Source organism: Ligilactobacillus sp. JN-6 (Y).1 (assembly GCF_058111525.1).
On record NZ_CM176599.1, the window covers coordinates 987,621 to 1,004,818 of the forward strand.

The window sequence follows — 17,198 nt, forward strand, 5'->3', positions numbered from 1 at the left end:
ATGAGTGAAGGCCATCCAATTACAGTTAGTGCGTGGACCCTTGGAAATAAATGTTCGTTTGAAGAACGGATCAAAGCGGCAGCTAATGCTGGTTTTGAAGGGGTCGGATTGCGAGCCGAAACGTACGTGGATGCGTTAGCTGAGGGATATACCGACCAAGATCTTCTGGCGATGCTGGACAAATATCAAATTAAATGCACTGAGGTCGAAGATATTTTTGGATGGTGCGAAGATCCACGTTCCTACGAACAGAAATATAAGGAGCAAATATGTTTCCATATGTGCGCTTTATTTGGTGTCAAGCATGTTAATACTGGATTGATGGAAAAATATTCTATCGACTACACCGCACAAAAATTGCGTGAATTGGCTGAAAGGGCTGGTAAATTAACTGTTACTTTAGAGCCAATGCCATATGGCGGTTTGACAAATTTTGCCAGAACATGGCAGATCTTGCAGAAAGCTGGCCGTGATAATGTGATGTTATTGCTGGACCAATGGCAGTGGGTCCGTGCTGATCAGTCATACACTGAACTTTTGACCAAAGAACAGGCTAGAAAGGTAATTTCAATTCAATTAGACGATGCTTACAAAAGGCCGTATGCTTCAGCGATGTTGCGCGATGAGTCGATGCATGATCGATTAGCGCCGGGCACCGGGGAAACGAATACAGTTGGCTTTGTCGAAATGCTTAAGGAGTCCGGTGTGAGTCCTGAAGTTGTGGGGGTCGAAGTTGCAAACGATGAGCTGATGAAAAAAGGTATCGATCGGCTCGCTCAGTATACGTATGATAATGCAGTTAAAGTTTTAAAAACTGCATGGCCTGAGCTTCTTCCAAAGAACAAGTAAGAACCTGTGCTCTCTTAAAATGAGATCGATACTTTAAGACAATGAAGAGTTTAAATTCAGTTCCTAAAAAGTTGACTCTTAAACCCAAAGGAAATTAATTTATGGTTCTTTTTAGTTTGCAATAGTAACCACTGTTAGTTTTGTAATAGGACTGGCAGTGGTCTTTGTGTTTAAATGCATTTGGGTAAGAAAGGCCGCTTGATTTTAATCAACGATCCGACGATTTATTAGCAAAATAGATACATTTTCAAGAATTAATTGAGCCAAATTGTAATTAACGTGATTATTGTGTTAAAAAGAACACAAGCAGTTTATACTTGTTAGTAGTATTCAGCATGGGAGTGTTTCGAGTGCAAGTTTTTTTAATGAATAACAAACAGTATGAATTAGTGGCAACAGCTCAGGATCAAAGTGTATATAAACAAGGGAAAATGGCTGTTTATCGCATTGTTGGTACTAATGAGTATTTTGTTTGTCCGATTGCTAACCTGATCTCCTTTTTATCTGTTGACAAAGAGATAGAAGCACGACTTTCTTATCGCCTAAAAATTTACAAGGATCTATTTGTAGGACGAGATGATGTATATGCTCATAGATATTACAATAAAAAGGTACAAAAAGATACTTATGCGCCAGTCACGCAATTTAAAAATGGACGACCTCTTAGAGACAAAGAAGCTTGGATCCCGCTAACCGATGAAACTTTGATCTCACATTTAGATAACCAAAAAAGTGAGTTTATTGGATTGTATCCTATGTATGAGGATAATACTTGTAAGTTTGTTGTTATCGATATCGATAAACAAAATTGGCAAGAAATTTGCAAAACTATTCGCGCTGTATGTAATAAACATCATGTTCCAGTATTAGTTGAGATATCTCAGTCGGGCAACGGATGTCATATGTGGGTTTTCTTTAATACCAGGATCAAAGCAAATAAAGCAAGAAAGCTGGCAGATAAAATTTTGCAGGCAAGCATGGAATATTCCTCTTCAGTATCTTTTTCAGCATTTGATAGGATTTTTCCAAGTCAAGATTTTATTCAAAAGGATAGACCAGGGAGTTTAATTGCAGCGCCATTACAAGGTCAACGACGCAAAGAAAACAAAACTGTTTTTGTGAATAACGATTTTGTTCCTTATAGTGATCAGTGGCAAATTTTAGTTAAAGTTGATCGTTTAGATGAAAATTCAGTAGATAAGATCCTTGCAGATTTCGAGGGGCAAAATCAGATTGAAATTCTCCCAGAGAATCAACGAAGCATACAGGAAAATCTTCTTTCAAACAAGATATACATTGACGGGTTAGAAATTATTAAAGGTAATATGCTCTATGTTTCAAAGGAAGGACTTTCTGCAAAACAAATTAGCTATTTAAAAACTTTAGGTGCTTTTTGGAATCCACAATTTTTTAAACGACAAAAGAACAGGTTGTCAACGTATAAAACTCCACGAATAATAGATCTATCTATAGATTTATCTGATTATATATGTTTACCTCGTGGTCTTGAAGATGAGCTTAATGATCAAGTTACGTATATAGACTGGATGGATCAAACAATTGGTGGAAATTCAATTAAAGTTCGTTTTAACGGGAATTTAAAAAAGGAACAAAAAGTTGCAAAAGAAAGAATGCTTGAGCATTCACATGGTATTTTGGCGGCGCGTACAGGTTTTGGTAAGACAGTAATTGCTGCTAGTATTATAGCAACAAAGAAAGTCAGTACTTTGGTTTTAGTTAATAACCGTGATTTGGCGCAACAATGGGTCAAACGACTAAAGTCTTTTCTCAAGATCTCAAGTGTTCCTTTGGTTGTGGAATTCACTGCCACTGGACGAAGGCGTAAGAAAAATGTGATCGGTAAGTATTATGGTACTACCCATAATCGTAGCGGCATAGTGGATGTCGCTACGATTCGATCATTTAATGAAACAAAAAAAGATCAGGAATACTTGATGATTATGGAATGGTCATATTTGATGAGGTTCATCATTTGCCAGCTTTTTCGTATGATTCGGTTTTTAAAAATATCAGAGCTAAATATATTTATGGTCTGTCGGCGACTCCATACCGTCAAGACGGTTTAAGTAAAATAATTACACTAAGGATGGGTCAAATTCGCTATCAGACTGAATTGGTCGATACATCCTATGTACTTAAAACAAATAGGGTGATAATACCTCGTTTTACTGAAGTAGGACTGAACCTAGCTGAATTAAAAACTAACAGTATTAATGAAAACTTTGGGATATTAACAGATGAAAATGAAAGAAATAAAAGCCTAATACTAGATATTCAGAAAAACCTAAGCGAGAGGCGTCATATCCTATTGCTGACTCATCGCTTAGACCATATTGAAAAATTAGAAGAAATGTTAAAGGATACTATAAATTGTCCAATTTTCAAATTATGTGGAGCACAAGGCGCACAAAAAAATAAGGTAAGTATAGAAAAAATCGGTGAACTAAATAAACCCTTTATCATTTTGCAACAGCAAAATATGCTGGTGAGGGAATGGATATCGGAACTCTTGATACGATAATTTTGGCAATGCCTAATTCATGGAAGGGAACTATTTTTCAGTATTTAGGTAGGATACAAAGAAATCTGGATAAAAAAAGTGAACTGCGAGTTTATGACTATGTCGACATGCTGATACCTTCTTTTGCAAAGATGTACCAAAAAAGGAAGAGTGCATATAAGGATTTAGGGTATAAGATTCAAGAAGATAAAAATAGTCGTAGGCCTAACGTTGATTTATATGAGGGTAGTTATCAATCGGCAATTTTAAAGAGTTTAAAAGATTCAACTGAAGTTATGATAGCCGCAAGTTTTATGTCTCCATTTATTTTTTGGAAAATAATCAATAGTTTGAAGAGTGAATATAAAATTGTGCTAGGTGAAATCAGTGATTTTTATGCCAAAAAATTAAAGAGTTATTCAATTTCATATACGTTGTCAGTAGATAACATGCCAGAGTGTATTTTAATAGACAATAGAGAGCTATGGTTATGCTCGGATAAAGGCTTTAATTCTGACAAAGGGATTGCCGTATGTATTACTAGTTCGGATACTATTAATGGATTCAGAAGAATCATTCAACAGAAAGAATAAGCAAATAGATAGTAAAAAGCTGTTAGGAGCTAATAATAGATAAACTGTAGCGAATTTATAAAAATGCTCAGTCTGTCAAAAGGTATAAGCAGCCTTTGACAGATTGAGCAAAGGTTTGTACAAAAATGTTATTTTCGATATGAGATGTTATATTCAAACTTATCGGCACGAGCATGTGAAATAATTAGTTCAAGAAGGACATTTTTTATTAAATAGGAGTGTTTTGCCTGTAGGATCGGCGTGATTGAGTCAATATGCAAAAGGTCGATCAATTTGTCGCTTGGTTTAGTAACGTTGATTTTATCTTAAACATCGTTGAGTTTTTTCTTTTTCAAATCGTGTTAAGTGAACATCTTTGAAAGATTCATAGACCAAGGAAGTAGTTTCCAAAAGGATAGAGTTCTTTATCGTTCAAACGGATCGTTTCAATTTTTAGGAGTTTCAGTAGAAGAGACATCAAAACGTTCGGTTAACTCAGGACCACAGTCGAGGAATTTTAATTTAAGCAACTTTGAGCTGGGTTTTGTTTCACTTCATAGTCAAATGAATTCTCACTGTAGTTTTCTTGCTTAATGTTTTTGACATATAAGACAAAGGTGCCTTTTCCTTGGTCACGTTCCACATAACCTAATTGCTGTAATTTTTTTAAAGCAGTACGTACTGTTTTATACCATCTACTTAACTATTCCAAGACCATACTCTTCTGCAATTTTTGATGGAAAATCAATTGATTGATACAAACTACACGCTAGGTTTAAACTGTGGTTGTAGTTATTTTTCAGGATTAAGTAACAGTGTTTAAAGTGAATTCGCTTAGTTTTAAGAATACGAAGGAGAATAAAGATGAAAACAGTAAATCTTTCAGGACAAACCGTACCTGCGATCGGAATCGGAACTTGGCATATGGGTGATGATCCAGCAAAAGAAAAGCAAGAGATCGAAGCTATCCGTGCGGGGATCGACGCAGGAGCAAAAGTTGTGGATACTGCTGAAATGTATGGATCTGGAAACTCAGAAATTCTTGTAAGCAAGGCATTAGAACCCTACAAGCGTGATGATATTTTCTTGATTTCGAAAGTTCTGCCTTTAAATGCATCTAAGGCAAAAATGGAGCAACATTTAGATGCTAGTTTGAAAAGATTGAATACTGATCACTTGGATCTTTACCTTTACCATTGGCGTGGTGGCACACCATTGTCAGAAACGATCAATGAATTAGAGCGTTTAAAGCAAACAGGTAAGATCCGTGCCTGGGGTGTTTCTAATTTTGATGTTGCTGATTTAGAGGAACTATGGGCTTTACCTGTAGGAAAGAACGCAGCCGTTAATGAAGATTTATATAATATTGAAACTCGAGGGATAGAATATGACTTGACCGATTGGCAAGCAGCACATGAACTACCTTTGATCGCTTATAGCCCGGTCGGTGGTTTGCATAATGAATTAGGAACAACGATGTTAGAAAATAAGGTCGTTCAAGAAATTGCAACTGCTCATGGTGTTAGTGCTCATGCTATTTTATTAGCTTGGGTGATCCGTAATGGAAGTACGATCGCTATCCCACAAAGTAGCAAAGCACAACATGTTGCAGATAACGTGAAGGCGGCAAATATTGAATTGTCTAAAGATGAAAAGGAACGGTTAGATCAAGAATATCCTAAGCCAGACCACAAAGTTCCGTTAGCTATCAATTAATAAATAGCAAAGAAGATGCTGAGACAAAATTTTTAGAAATAAAAGTTTTGCCCCAGCATTTTTATACATATGGAATTTTGTATTCAGTGGTGTTTGTATAAACTCTTTTGTTACAATATGTAGGAGAGGTTTCGACCAAGCTGTTAAAAATAAATGGAGGCCCTAAAGAATGATAAATTTAGCTTTTATAGGTAATGGCAAGAGTGCAAATCGTTATCACTTACCCTTTGTGTTAAAGCTGCAAGATAAGTTTTGTGTTAAGACTATGTTTTCGCGCCATATGAAAGATGATTGGGAAACGAATCGAAGGTGTACATTATACAACGAATATCAATGAGATATATACTGATCCTGAAATTGACCTCGTTGTTATCTCAACTACGCCGAAATTTCATTATCGGTACGCTAAGGAGGTTTTAGAGTGTGGGAAAAATGTTTTAGTGGAAAAGCCGTTTACACAAACAGTGAAAGAAGCTGAAGAATTATTCTCATTAGCTAAACAAAAAGGGTTGTTTATTCAGTGTTATCAAAACAGGAGATACGACTCAGATTTTCTTACTGTACAAAAGGTGATCAATAGTGGTGTATTAGGTGATCTAACAGAACTTGAAATGCACTTTGATTATTTCCGGCCTGAAGTTCCACAAGCCGCACATGAATTTTCTCGTGCTGATAGTTTTGTATATAGTCATGCTTGTCACACCCTTGATCAAGTGATCTCATTATTTGGCAAACCAGGTGATGTCCACTATGATGTCCGTCAATTATTAGGCCAGGGGCGAATGAACGATTATTTTGACATCGATCTATATTATGGCGGCCTTAAAGTTTCAGTAAAATCAAGTTATTTTCGGATAAAGTCCCGGCCTAGTTTTGTGGTTTATGGGCAAAAAGGGATGTTCGTTAAAGAAACGAAAGACCGTCAAGAAGAGCATTTGAAAATGTTTTATATGCTTGACCATGATGATTTTGGTGTTGATCAACCTGAACAATATGGTACTTTGACGTATATTGATGACCAAGGGAAATACCATGAGGAAAAAGTTGTTTCTGAAGTCGGCGATTATAGTCGTGTCTATCAGGATATTTATGAAACTTTAGTTCATCACAAGGAAAAAACAGTTAAAGATGAAGAAACGATCCTGCAAGTTAAGATGCTTTCAGAAGCCATTGACCAAATTAAAGCATAAAATATACTAAGCAAAAGTCTCCAGTATTGACTGTAACGTTTTAAGTGACAGTTATCAGTGCTTGGGGATTTTTGTTTTGGTTTCAGTAAGAGAGGAAAGAAAAATTACAAAATTTGTCGTAAATTACCGCCGAAGGATATATTGTAAGAATAAGCAAGTTTTTGTTAAAAAAATTATGGGTGAATTGCTTCCTACGTATAAAAGAAGTAACAATTTTGCTATAATAGAGAGTGTTTAATTGTGAATAATTTCGCTTTATTAAAAAGCCTTTTATTAACTGATAAAGCAGTTTAATTTCTTTGATCGTGTATTGCTACACGAATCAGAATGAGCCATCTTTTTAGCAATCGAAAATTTTCAAGGTTCAGTGAGACTCTATTTTAATTTTGAAAGCGTTTTGTTATATGGAAGAGGGATTTACTATGAATTATTCTAAAGTGTCAGATAAGGATATTGAAGCTTTGAGAAAAATTATTCCTACAGACCGTTTCTTTTATCCTACAACGAAGCATTATGATCATGATCAGTTCAATTACAAAAAAGCGGCACCTGATGTGGCTGTCCAACCGGTCGATAATGGTGAAGTTTCAGCTGTGATGCAGTATGCCAATGAACGCAGGATACCAGTCACCGTTCGTGGTAACGCAACTGGACTGATGGGAGCAAATATATCAGTTGATCATGGTATTGCCCTTGATATGATCAAAATGGACAAGATCCTAGAATATGATCCCGATAGTTTAACGATGACAGTTCAGGCTGGGGTACGGATCCGTGACATTGATGAATATTTAGCTGATCAGCCATTTATTTATGTTCCGTCACCAGCTATGAAATGGGCTGCGATCGGTGGGAATCTTAATACTAATGCTGGCGGTATGAAGGCTGTTAAATATGGGACTACTCGTGAACATGTTCGTGGGTTAACGGCAGTTTTAGCTGATGGAACACGGATCCATTGCAGTCATAAGAGGGTTAAAAATAGTTCGGGCTACGATATTAAAGACCTTATAATTGGAAGCGAGGGAACTTTAGCAGTTGTGACTGAAGTCGTGTTACGTTTGATACCTCGTCCACGAGTTGAAAAAACGATGCTTTTATCATTTCCTGATATTGAGCGTGCCATCACTTCTGTGCCAAAATTATTTGCTGCGGGTCTAACACCAACTAGTGTTGAATATTTTAGCCAAGAAGACGTTGAAAAATGGGAGGAGTATTCTGGCAAACAGTTCCCCGTTAAAGACGGCAGCGGCTATTTGATGATCGGTTTTGATGGTAATGATGATAAACTAGTCGATGGAGAATTGGCAGAGGTTGTCAATGTCGCTAATGAAAATGAGGTCAGCAATACACTGGTCTTAACGGCGGATGACCTGGACGCCCAGGCTGTCTGGAATGCACGGTCAGAATTTGAAACGGCCATCCAGCAAACTACCACTAAGATGGATGAGGCAGATATTGTGGTACCGATCAATAAGATCCCGTTAGTTTTAAAAGAAGTTAGAAAGATCTCTAAAAAAGAGAAGGTCAGACTGCCTAACTTTGGACATGCGGGCGATGGTAATTTGCATATCTATATTTGTTGCGATGATTATTCTGATGAAGAGTTCGAAGAAAAGAAGGATCGGATCTTCAAAGATCTGTATCAAGTTGCAAAACGATCTAATGGTGAAATGTCTGGTGAACATGGTATTGGTTTTGCTCGTAAGGACTATTTCGAAGATTTCTACGGAACTGATTATGTTGCATTGATGAGCCGGATAAAATTGGCGTTTGATCCAAACTTGATTTTAAATCCAGATAAAATATTTCCATTTCACGTTTCCGATAAGGAAAATGTGAAAGTTCAAAATAATTAAACTAAATGACGAAGTAACCCGTAATTATTAGGCAAAAAGGCTGGTAATTATGGGCTACTTCATTTATTAGTTGGCGTGCATTTCATAACAAAGCAGACACAAAACATAATTTCTAATTAAAATAGCATATTTTTTCATTCATTTGTATTGAGTGATATACTAACTAAAGGTAACCATTCATCTTTGTTATAGAAGTATAAGAAATGGCAATTTTGATATTAGATAGCTGTTCGTTACCGGTGAAATGTTCCTTATTTGTCATTGGAATAGCTAAATTAATTATTGTGAGATCACCATAAAATCTGAAAACGTTAGGAGAAATTATATATGTGGGATATTGTCATTAGTTCACTTCCCCAGATATTGTCAGCGGGAATTAAGTTTACTATTCCGCTGGCCTTGATATCATTTGCGATCGGCTTGATACTTGCATTGGTAACTGCGCTAGTTAGGATATCACATCGTGGTGGGGCTTTTGCGATCGTTAAGGGGATCTTTCGCTTTTATGTATGGCTCTTCCGGTCAACCCCCTTATTAGTGCAATTATTTATCGTTTATTTTGGTTTACCATATTTGAGGATCCCAGGTTTACTTGAAAATGGGGTCAAGTTTAGTCCGTTTATTGCGGGGATCATTACTTTTTCGTTGAATACCGGAGCGTACGCTTCAGAGACTATTCGAGCTTCGATCTCTTCAGTGCCTAATGGTCAGTGGGAAGCGGCCTCATCGATTGGAATGACCCGGGGGCAGACCTTACGTCGGATAGTTTTGCCCCAAGCTTTCCGGATCTCAGTACCACCTTTGGCAAATAGTTTTATTAGTTTAGTCAAAGACACATCGTTAGCTGCTTCGATCACGATCGTTGAAATGTTTGAAGTTAGTCAACAAATTGCTGCTCAGAATTATCAACCCTTGATCATGTATACATTAGTCGCATTGGTTTATGCAATTTTCTGTTCAATTTTGACGTTTGGGCAGGGCTATCTTGAAAAGAAAACTAATCAGCATTTAAATCAAACGGAAGGGGAGTGAGCAAGTGAAATTACAAGAACTTAATAAGTCGTTTGGGACAAATCACGTTTTACAGGATATCAATGTGGAATTGCCTGAAAAAGCGACAACGGTCATTGTTGGGCCATCTGGATCAGGAAAGTCGACATTATTACGTTCATTGAATTTATTAGAGCGGCCTGAAAGTGGTATTTATCAATTGGCAGATATGGAGATCGACTTTTCGAAAAAAATCTCCCCTAAACAAGTTTTGGATGTGCGCAAAAAAACAGGGATGGTATTTCAAGGGTATAACTTATTTCCTCATAAGTCTGTTTTACAAAACGTGACCGAAGGACCAGTCCAGGTTTTGAAACGAGATAAGAATGAGGAAACTAAAGAAGCTTATGATTTGTTAGATAAGGTTGGTTTAAAGGAAAAATCCGACTTTTACCCGGACCAGTTGTCTGGTGGACAGGCACAACGTGTTGCGATCGCTCGGTCTTTGGCGATGCATCCCGAATATATTTTGCTTGATGAACCGACTTCAGCTTTGGATCCAGAACTCGAAGCTGAAGTTTTAAAGGTTTTGGCAGATCTGGCAAATGAGAAGCAATCATTGATCATAGTGACACATAACTTGTTTTTTGCGCGTCAAATCGCGACAAAAGTCGTGTTTGTTGAAAATGGTCGTATCATTTTTGACGGACCTACAAATAAATTCTTTAATGAGGAACAAGAAAATACTAGGATCCATGATTTTATTTCATCGATGACATTTGCTGATATTGATGAGGGTACGGCAAATAATTAGCTATTAAATTACACAGAAGGGGAACTTTATAAAATGAAAAAGTTACAAAAAGTATTATTTTCGTTAGCAATTGTTGTTTTGACGGTTACTTTGGCCGCCTGCAGCAGTAAAAGCGGCTCGTCAAATAAAGAAAGTTCATTCAAGTCAGAACTAAAAAATGATGGGAATTTGACGATCGGACTAGAAGGGACTTATGCGCCCTATTCTTACCGTAAGAATGGTAAGTTAACAGGCTTTGAGGTAGAAATGGGGCGAGCACTTGCTAAGGAAATGGGGGTTAAGGCTAAATTTGTTCCCGGCAAATGGGATTCACTTATCGCAGGCCTTGGCTCACAAAAATACGATGTTGTGATCAATAACATTTCTGAAACTCCTGAGCGTAAGAAAGCATATGATTTTTCCATACCTTATATTTATTCACGCTTTGCTTTGATCACTCCTGAAAAAAGTTCACTTTCAAGTTTAAAAGATATTTCAGGTAAAAAATTTGCTGAAGGTACAGGGACTAACAATGAGCGTGTAGCTAAGAAGTATAAGGCCGATACCGTTGACTCTGGCGATTTCTCTGCAACACTTTCTTTGATCAGAAACGGTCGGGTAGATGGTACGATCAATTCTGCTGAGGCTTGGTATTCCTATAAGAAAAATAATTCAACCAAAGGCTTGAAGTTTAAGGATATGTCCAATGAAGAAAAACCGGTTGAGATCAAAGCCATGTTCAACAAGAAGAGCCCTAAAACTAGGAAACAATTTAATAAGGCCATCCAGTCTCTTAGAAAAGATGGCACTTTGAAGAAACTTTCTAATAAGTATTTTGGTAAAAATATTACTGAAAAAGAACAGTAAATTTTCTGTTTAAATCAAAAAATAACAGCACCTCAATAATTTCCTTGCTACTTTTCGGAGTATATGGAAAGGATCGAGTGTGCTGTTATTTTAATTTAATTATGATCAAAAGTTGATCTTTGTTTCTGCCGGCTTTGTTTCGACTAAGACCTTACCATGGCGAATGTTGAACAGAACGTTTCGATGTTCGTTTAATATTTCGTAGAAGTTATCGCCATCTAAGATGATACAGTTTGCCTGTTTACCAACTTCTATCCCATAGTCAGCAGAAATGTGTAAAGTTTTTGCACCATTATAAGTTACAAAGTTAAATGAGTCTTGTAGTTGTTGATAGCCCATTAGTTGACCGGCATAAACGCCCATACTTAAAGGATCCAACATATTTCCGCATCCAAGCGGGTTCCAAGGATCTGCAACGTCATCCTCGCCAAATGAAACGTTGATCCCGGCTTCGTTTAATTCTTTGATCCGGGTCAAACCACGTCGCTTTGGATAAGTGTCGAATCTGCCGCCCAAATGCATATTCACGAGCGGATTGGAAACGAAATTTAATTGTGCCATGCCTAATAAGCGGAATAATTTATAAGTATAAGCATCATTGTACGATCCCATTGCGGTTGTATGGCTGGCCGTTACACGATCTATTAGCCCCGTTTCATATGCTTGTGTGGCTAAGACCTCCAGGTTACGAGAATTAGGATCATCGATCTCATCACAATGCACGTCAACTAGTTTGTCATATTTCTCAGCTAGTGAGATCAAATATTTGACGGAATCGGCGCCATATTGTTGATTAAATTCGTAATGTGGTACACCTCCGACAGCATCTGCGCCTTCTTTGACAGCTTGTTCTAGAAGTTCTTTACCATTTGGATAGGATAAGATCCCTTCTTGCGGAAAAGCTACTAGTTGTAGGTCAACGATGTCTTTTAGTTCATCTTTCAATTCCAATAAAGCTTGGAGTGCGATCAAATGAGGATCGGTCGTATCGACATGACTGCGAACATATTGAACACCATTTTTGATTTGCTTTAAGATCGTTTTTTTGGCACGTTCTTTGACATCTTCAGCAGTCAATGATTTTTTACGCTCGGACCAGATGCGGATCCCATCAAATAAAGTTCCGCTTTCATTCCATTCTGGTTCTCCGGCAGTTAAGGTAGTATCTAAGTGGATATGTGAATCGACAAAGGGTGGTAATAAGACATTTCCTTGCCCATCGATTATCTTTTCTTCGGCATTGGATGTCAGTTCCGCTGCTATTTGGCTAAATCTTCCGTCCGTTATGCGAATGTCTTGTGCTTGCCGCTGATTATTGATATGCACGTTTTTAATTAGCATGATATTGTGCTCCTTTATTTAGCTGTAAAATTTAATTGTTTCTAAAATGATAATAACATACGACTAGGGGTTGGAGATCTTTTCGCATCTATTTGACAATAATGTAGCATTTAAAAAATATAATGAACATGCGTGGTGCTAGTTTGTAATAATTTCATTTTCATTAAAATCGAAAAAGTCTAGATTATAAACAAAAAACGACAGTATTATAGGTCTTCAAAAAATTGCTATTGGGGGAGGAATCAGTGAACAAAAAGTTGTGGTTGAACAGATAAAAAAGCAGTGTCGAAATGGCGTCGATACTGCTTCAGCATTGCAGAGAAATTTGAAAATTCCAGAAATAAAGAAAAATAAGAAAACTGTAGGCTCTATAAAAAGTAGGATTGCTAGTAGTTTTTTGGGGTAGGCAACAGCAACTGGCTAGTCTAGGAAGTGTGGTCTTGAGCCTTGGGGTTATATAGGTTTAAGATCATTTTTGTGCACTGCTATTTTGGTATCTTTGTTAATCCATGAGCTAAAATGATGGCTTAACGATAAACGCACTAACAACTGCTAAATTTGATGATGGCGGTTTATAATATCTTTCCTTCTTTTTGATGGAGAGATACCATAGAAGTCATAGTATTTTTTATAAAAGAAATTTTTATTTTTGATGCCAACTTCATCTATTATTTTGTTAATCGGAAGCGTACTAGACATCACCAGATTATTTGCTTGAATTAAACGTTGTTTTGTTTTTAATTCGGAAAAATTACTATTTGTATATCTTCTGATTAGGTTACCAAGATATTCTTTATTATAGCCAAAGGTTCGAGCCATGTCTTCTAGAGTTATGGTTTTATAATGTTTGTCAATTTGTTTTAAACATTTAAACACTAACTGTTGCTGTTCATTTCGAATCCTTACGGTAGGCATAGGGTGATGTCTTAATATTTTTGATATGAGGATGTCGAAATATGATTCGATAATAGAATCTGAAAATGGTTCTTCCAAGAAATATTCTTCAATGATTGAATCCATTGTCTTTCTGATATCTCTGTTTTCTGGGAAGATAATATAGTTACTTTTAGTTTTTTGCCCTAAAGAAATGTTTGTTAAAAAGTTGTAAGTCAGACTATTGTTGCGGTGTATATCGTTTAGTAAACCAAAAGTAATATTTTGATCTCGAAATAACAAATTTATTAAAATGTCTTTTTGTCCTAAAGTGCTGATTGAATGCGAGCAGCCGGCATTCATCATTAAGATGTCACCTTCATTTAAGGTGATGTTTTCGTTATTTACAGTTTGGTGACAACTTCCTGATAACATATAGTTTAATTCTAAAAATTTGTGTGAATGTTTAGGGTAAGGTGCAAACCTATTATGTTTACTAATGTATACTGAATGATATTTGAAAAAGTAATTGTTACTTAAAGAAGGAATGGTTGCAAATTTTGACTCTTTATCAATTGCTTTATTAGGTATGTCATTTACAAATTTATGGTCAAAAGATTGCTTTTTTTCGAGTTCATTCATTTCACATAATTTGTTAAAAATAATTGGCTCCAACGAGATCTTCTCCTCCCTTACACTTCTTACACTTGATTATAGTATAAAAGACCTCAAACAACATTAATTTCTTGTTTGAAGTCATCTTTGTATTGCCATGTGTAATAAAAGTTATTCTCCAGGTTGATAATCCTTATCAATTATCAAAACAGGTTTGATAGTTTTACCAGAAACAGAGTCGGCATTAGCTTGGTTAATTTCATCGAAATCGTAAAACTTCTCTGTTTTATCAAAGTCAAAGCAACCTAATTTATAAAATTCCAATAAACGCGGGATATCAATTTGTGGAATGGAATCGCCCATATTGACGCCGACTACTTTTTTATCATCAACACACAGGTCATTCCAAGTTGAAAACTCGACCGAATGTGGTGTTACTGCAATTGCAGCACACGTTCCCCCTTGGGCTAAAGAAGTAATACTGTCCATGATCACATTTGAGAGACCAGTTGTGTCAATAGTCCAGTTAACTCCGTAACCGTTGGTTAATCTTCTGATACCTTCAACAGCATCTTCTTCTCTGCTATTGATTGTGTGTGTTGCTCCTAATTCTTTAGCTAATTTGAGACGGTCTGGAACAATATCAACAGCAATTACTTTAGTGCAACCAGAAATTCGGCCAGCCATCATAGAAGCTAAACCAACAGCTCCAGTGCCAAAGACGGCAATAGTATCTCCAGGCTTCGGTTGTAGCGTGTTAAAAACTGTCCCGCTTCCTGTGACATATCCGCATCCTAAAGGACCGATTTTTCTTAGGTCTAAGTTTTTATCGATTTTAACAGCATTACGTTGATCCACTACGGTTGTGGTTGTGAATGAGGACTGGTTAAACATGTTAGAGACATGATTCCCATCCTCCTGAAATTGGTCCTCTCCATCTGCCCGAACGCCAGAGAGATTATAGTCACTATAATTACGGCATTGTGTTGGAACACCACGGAGACAATTATCACAAATACCATCTGCATAAAAAGACAAAATGACATGGTCACCTACAGCAAAATTTTTAACTTCAGAACCAATTTTTTCAACAATACCAGCTCCCTCATGCCCCAGAATTGCAGGATACCCTACTGATGCATCTCCCTTGCGGATTGCTTCATCTGAATGGCAGATACCACTAGCTATCATGTGAATCTGCAGATCTGTTGGACCAACTTTGTGTAATTCAATGTCATCCTTGATTTCAAATGGGGCTCCCATTTCTTTAACTACAGCTGCTTTGATTTTCATTTTAAACACACCCTTCAAAAATATTGTTCAACGATGATTATGCCACTATATATATAAATAAGCAATATAAAAATAGTGAAAAATTTAATTTGCTAAAAGCCACACCATTTTGGATTGAAAACTCATTTTTACAAATGTTTTCTATAACGCAGTTATTTGAGCCAAATAAGAGATATTTTTCTATTATTTTCTTTACTATCAATGTGAAATTATTAATAAAATAAAATTAAATACGCATGTAAGCGCTAGAACAAAAGTTGTTAAATGATACTAAAAGTGTTGCAACTTGTTATTGATACTGCTTAACAACAAACTGATAATAATAGGTGTAACAAGTAATCGATTACAAAGCAAAAAACATTTTGAGGAGTTTATCTAGTTATGGCAAAAAATTCGCATTCTTCTACATGGGCAGTTTCCTTAACTAATTTTTTGGATTCAGGTTCTATTGTTGCGGGAGCTGCTGGCTTAACTTTGTGGCAAAGGGAATTTGGTTTGAGTAGTTTTGCAGTGGGCCTTTTAGGAGCTTTAAGTGCTAATGCTTTTGGATCAGCACTTGGAGCGGTTATTGGTGGACATTTATCAGATAAATTTGGTCGCAAAATGATTTATACCTACGATATGTTAATTTATATGGTTGGAACATTAACTATTGTTTTTTCAATGAATTTTCCGATGTTATTGATGGGCTTTTTAATTACAGGGATGGCTGTTGGAGCAGGGGTTCCGGCTTCTTGGACTTATATAGGTGAAACTTCTGATGGAAATAACCGCGCACATGACATTGGCATCTCTCAATTTTCTTGGTCAATGGGGCCAGTATTTATCTTCATTTTGGCGACAATTTTAGCCCCGCTTGGATTGCTAGGTAACCGGATCCTATTTATTTGTTTAACGGTAATTGCCTTTATCGCCTGGTCGTTACAGCGTAAGTTACCAGAATCAAAAGATTGGTTAAGACAAAAAGAAACTGAGAAAGAGTCTGGTATTAAACCACATCCGTACAAAGAGTTGTTTTCTAGCAGTGTTTCAGTTAAAAGTGTTTTGTTTCTTTGTGGCGTTTATGTATTTTGGAATTTGGTCTCGGGAGCAATGGGATTTTTCATGCCATATGTTTATGAAACGGTTGGCGGCTTGAGCAACTTACAAGCTAATATGATGCAGGCTTTGCTTTGGGCTTGTACAGCTTTATCAGGCCACTTTGGTTTTGCCCTGTATGGAGACAAAATAGATCATAAAAACTTTTTCTTTGTTGGGGCTTTCATGGCAGTTCTTTCATGGGTTATTTTAACTTTCATAGGATTTGGCTGGACAGCATTAATTTCTTTTGTTGTTATATGGGGCCTTTCTGCAGGCATTGGAGCACAGGCATGGTACGCTTTGTGGGCCGTTGAGTTGTTTCCAACTAAATATCGTGCAGGCTCACAGGGAATAATGTTCTTTGTTGTTAGAGGTACAGCGGGGATTTGGTCCATGATTTTTCCAATGATTCTTTCGGGTATGGGATTCCAGGCGGCTGGTCTAGCGATGATTGGTTTGTTAGTTGTTTCTTTGTTAATCGGAACTATTTGGACACCAAAAACGCGAGGAAAATCATTGGATCAAATAACTGAAGAACGCTATGGTACTACAAAGGTAAATAAAGTTGATTCGTTAGGTCAAGATATAGAAAAAGATGACAAGATAACAACTAATAATTAAGTTTAGGAGTTGAAAAAT

At 36.7% G+C, this 17,198-nt stretch carries 13 protein-coding genes and 1 pseudogene; 11 read left to right on the plus strand and 3 right to left on the minus strand.

Translation table 11 applies throughout. The annotated features are described in order from the left end of the window. The 10 genes and pseudogenes from AC3XNE_RS04620 (at position 1) to AC3XNE_RS04665 (ending at position 11,357) form a co-directional block, all read left to right on the plus strand. Positions 1-849: a sugar phosphate isomerase/epimerase family protein gene (locus tag AC3XNE_RS04620; protein ID WP_489833138.1), complete on the plus strand. Its 849-nt coding sequence runs from the start codon at positions 1-3 to the stop codon at positions 847-849. 350 nt (positions 850-1,199) lie between these two features. Further along, positions 1,200-2,936, plus strand: a complete 1,737-nt coding sequence (locus tag AC3XNE_RS04625; RefSeq protein WP_489833139.1) for a TOTE conflict system archaeo-eukaryotic primase domain-containing protein — start codon at positions 1,200-1,202, stop codon at positions 2,934-2,936. Next, positions 2,843-3,391, plus strand: a complete 549-nt coding sequence (locus AC3XNE_RS04630) for a hypothetical protein (RefSeq protein ID WP_489833140.1) — start codon at positions 2,843-2,845, stop codon at positions 3,389-3,391. The genes AC3XNE_RS04625 and AC3XNE_RS04630 overlap by 94 nt, the downstream gene beginning before the upstream one ends. Further along, positions 3,364-3,963 (plus strand): hypothetical protein, encoded by a 600-nt coding sequence (locus AC3XNE_RS04635; RefSeq protein ID WP_489833141.1) that lies wholly within the window; start codon positions 3,364-3,366, stop codon positions 3,961-3,963. Before AC3XNE_RS04630 ends, AC3XNE_RS04635 begins: the two co-directional genes overlap by 28 nt. Before the next feature lie 843 nt (positions 3,964-4,806). Further along, positions 4,807-5,658: an aldo/keto reductase gene (locus tag AC3XNE_RS04640; RefSeq protein ID WP_489833142.1), complete on the plus strand. Its 852-nt coding sequence runs from the start codon at positions 4,807-4,809 to the stop codon at positions 5,656-5,658. A 169-nt stretch (positions 5,659-5,827) separates the two neighbouring features. Beyond that, positions 5,828-6,848: pseudogene (locus tag AC3XNE_RS04645) on the plus strand (Gfo/Idh/MocA family oxidoreductase). A gap of 422 nt (positions 6,849-7,270) precedes the next feature. Then, complete coding sequence (locus tag AC3XNE_RS04650; RefSeq protein ID WP_489833143.1) at positions 7,271-8,707, plus strand: FAD-binding oxidoreductase; 1,437 nt, start codon at positions 7,271-7,273, stop codon at positions 8,705-8,707. A gap of 327 nt (positions 8,708-9,034) precedes the next feature. After that, the gene (locus tag AC3XNE_RS04655; RefSeq protein ID WP_489833144.1) at positions 9,035-9,739 is read left to right on the plus strand and encodes an amino acid ABC transporter permease; all 705 of its coding nucleotides are present in this window, start codon (positions 9,035-9,037) and stop codon (positions 9,737-9,739) included. Positions 9,740-9,743: 4 nt separating this feature from the next. Beyond that, entirely contained in the window at positions 9,744-10,511 is a 768-nt protein-coding gene (locus tag AC3XNE_RS04660; protein ID WP_489833145.1) for an amino acid ABC transporter ATP-binding protein, read from the plus strand. A gap of 33 nt (positions 10,512-10,544) precedes the next feature. Beyond that, positions 10,545-11,357 (plus strand): transporter substrate-binding domain-containing protein, encoded by an 813-nt coding sequence (locus AC3XNE_RS04665; protein ID WP_489833146.1) that lies wholly within the window; start codon positions 10,545-10,547, stop codon positions 11,355-11,357. A gap of 105 nt (positions 11,358-11,462) precedes the next feature. On the opposite strand, the gene codA is transcribed toward AC3XNE_RS04665, so the two are convergent. From codA to AC3XNE_RS04680, 3 genes are all read right to left on the minus strand, one after another. Then, positions 11,463-12,698: a cytosine deaminase gene (gene codA / locus AC3XNE_RS04670; RefSeq protein WP_489833147.1), complete on the minus strand. Its 1,236-nt coding sequence runs from the start codon at positions 12,696-12,698 to the stop codon at positions 11,463-11,465. 552 nt (positions 12,699-13,250) lie between these two features. After that, positions 13,251-14,246 (minus strand): AraC family transcriptional regulator, encoded by a 996-nt coding sequence (locus tag AC3XNE_RS04675; RefSeq protein WP_489833148.1) that lies wholly within the window; start codon positions 14,244-14,246, stop codon positions 13,251-13,253. A 111-nt stretch (positions 14,247-14,357) separates the two neighbouring features. After that, the gene (locus AC3XNE_RS04680) at positions 14,358-15,479 is read right to left on the minus strand and encodes an NAD(P)-dependent alcohol dehydrogenase (RefSeq protein WP_489833149.1); all 1,122 of its coding nucleotides are present in this window, start codon (positions 15,477-15,479) and stop codon (positions 14,358-14,360) included. 381 nt (positions 15,480-15,860) lie between these two features. Here AC3XNE_RS04680 and AC3XNE_RS04685 point away from each other — a divergent pair, with 381 nt between their 5' ends. Next, entirely contained in the window at positions 15,861-17,180 is a 1,320-nt protein-coding gene (locus tag AC3XNE_RS04685; RefSeq protein WP_489833150.1) for an MFS transporter, read from the plus strand. The last annotated feature ends 18 nt before the right edge of the window (positions 17,181-17,198 follow it).

Coding starts and splice junctions, on each gene's coding strand:
- AC3XNE_RS04640 (WP_489833142.1), top strand. CDS start 4,807: ATGAAAACAGTAAATCTTTCAGGACAAACCGTACCTGCGATCGGAATC.
- AC3XNE_RS04685 (WP_489833150.1), top strand. CDS start 15,861: ATGGCAAAAAATTCGCATTCTTCTACATGGGCAGTTTCCTTAACTAAT.
- AC3XNE_RS04655 (WP_489833144.1), top strand. CDS start 9,035: ATGTGGGATATTGTCATTAGTTCACTTCCCCAGATATTGTCAGCGGGA.
- AC3XNE_RS04680 (WP_489833149.1), bottom strand. CDS start 15,479: ATGAAAATCAAAGCAGCTGTAGTTAAAGAAATGGGAGCCCCATTTGAA.
- AC3XNE_RS04635 (WP_489833141.1), top strand. CDS start 3,364: ATGGATATCGGAACTCTTGATACGATAATTTTGGCAATGCCTAATTCA.
- AC3XNE_RS04665 (WP_489833146.1), top strand. CDS start 10,545: ATGAAAAAGTTACAAAAAGTATTATTTTCGTTAGCAATTGTTGTTTTG.
- AC3XNE_RS04650 (WP_489833143.1), top strand. CDS start 7,271: ATGAATTATTCTAAAGTGTCAGATAAGGATATTGAAGCTTTGAGAAAA.
- codA (WP_489833147.1), bottom strand. CDS start 12,698: ATGCTAATTAAAAACGTGCATATCAATAATCAGCGGCAAGCACAAGAC.
- AC3XNE_RS04620 (WP_489833138.1), top strand. CDS start 1: ATGAGTGAAGGCCATCCAATTACAGTTAGTGCGTGGACCCTTGGAAAT.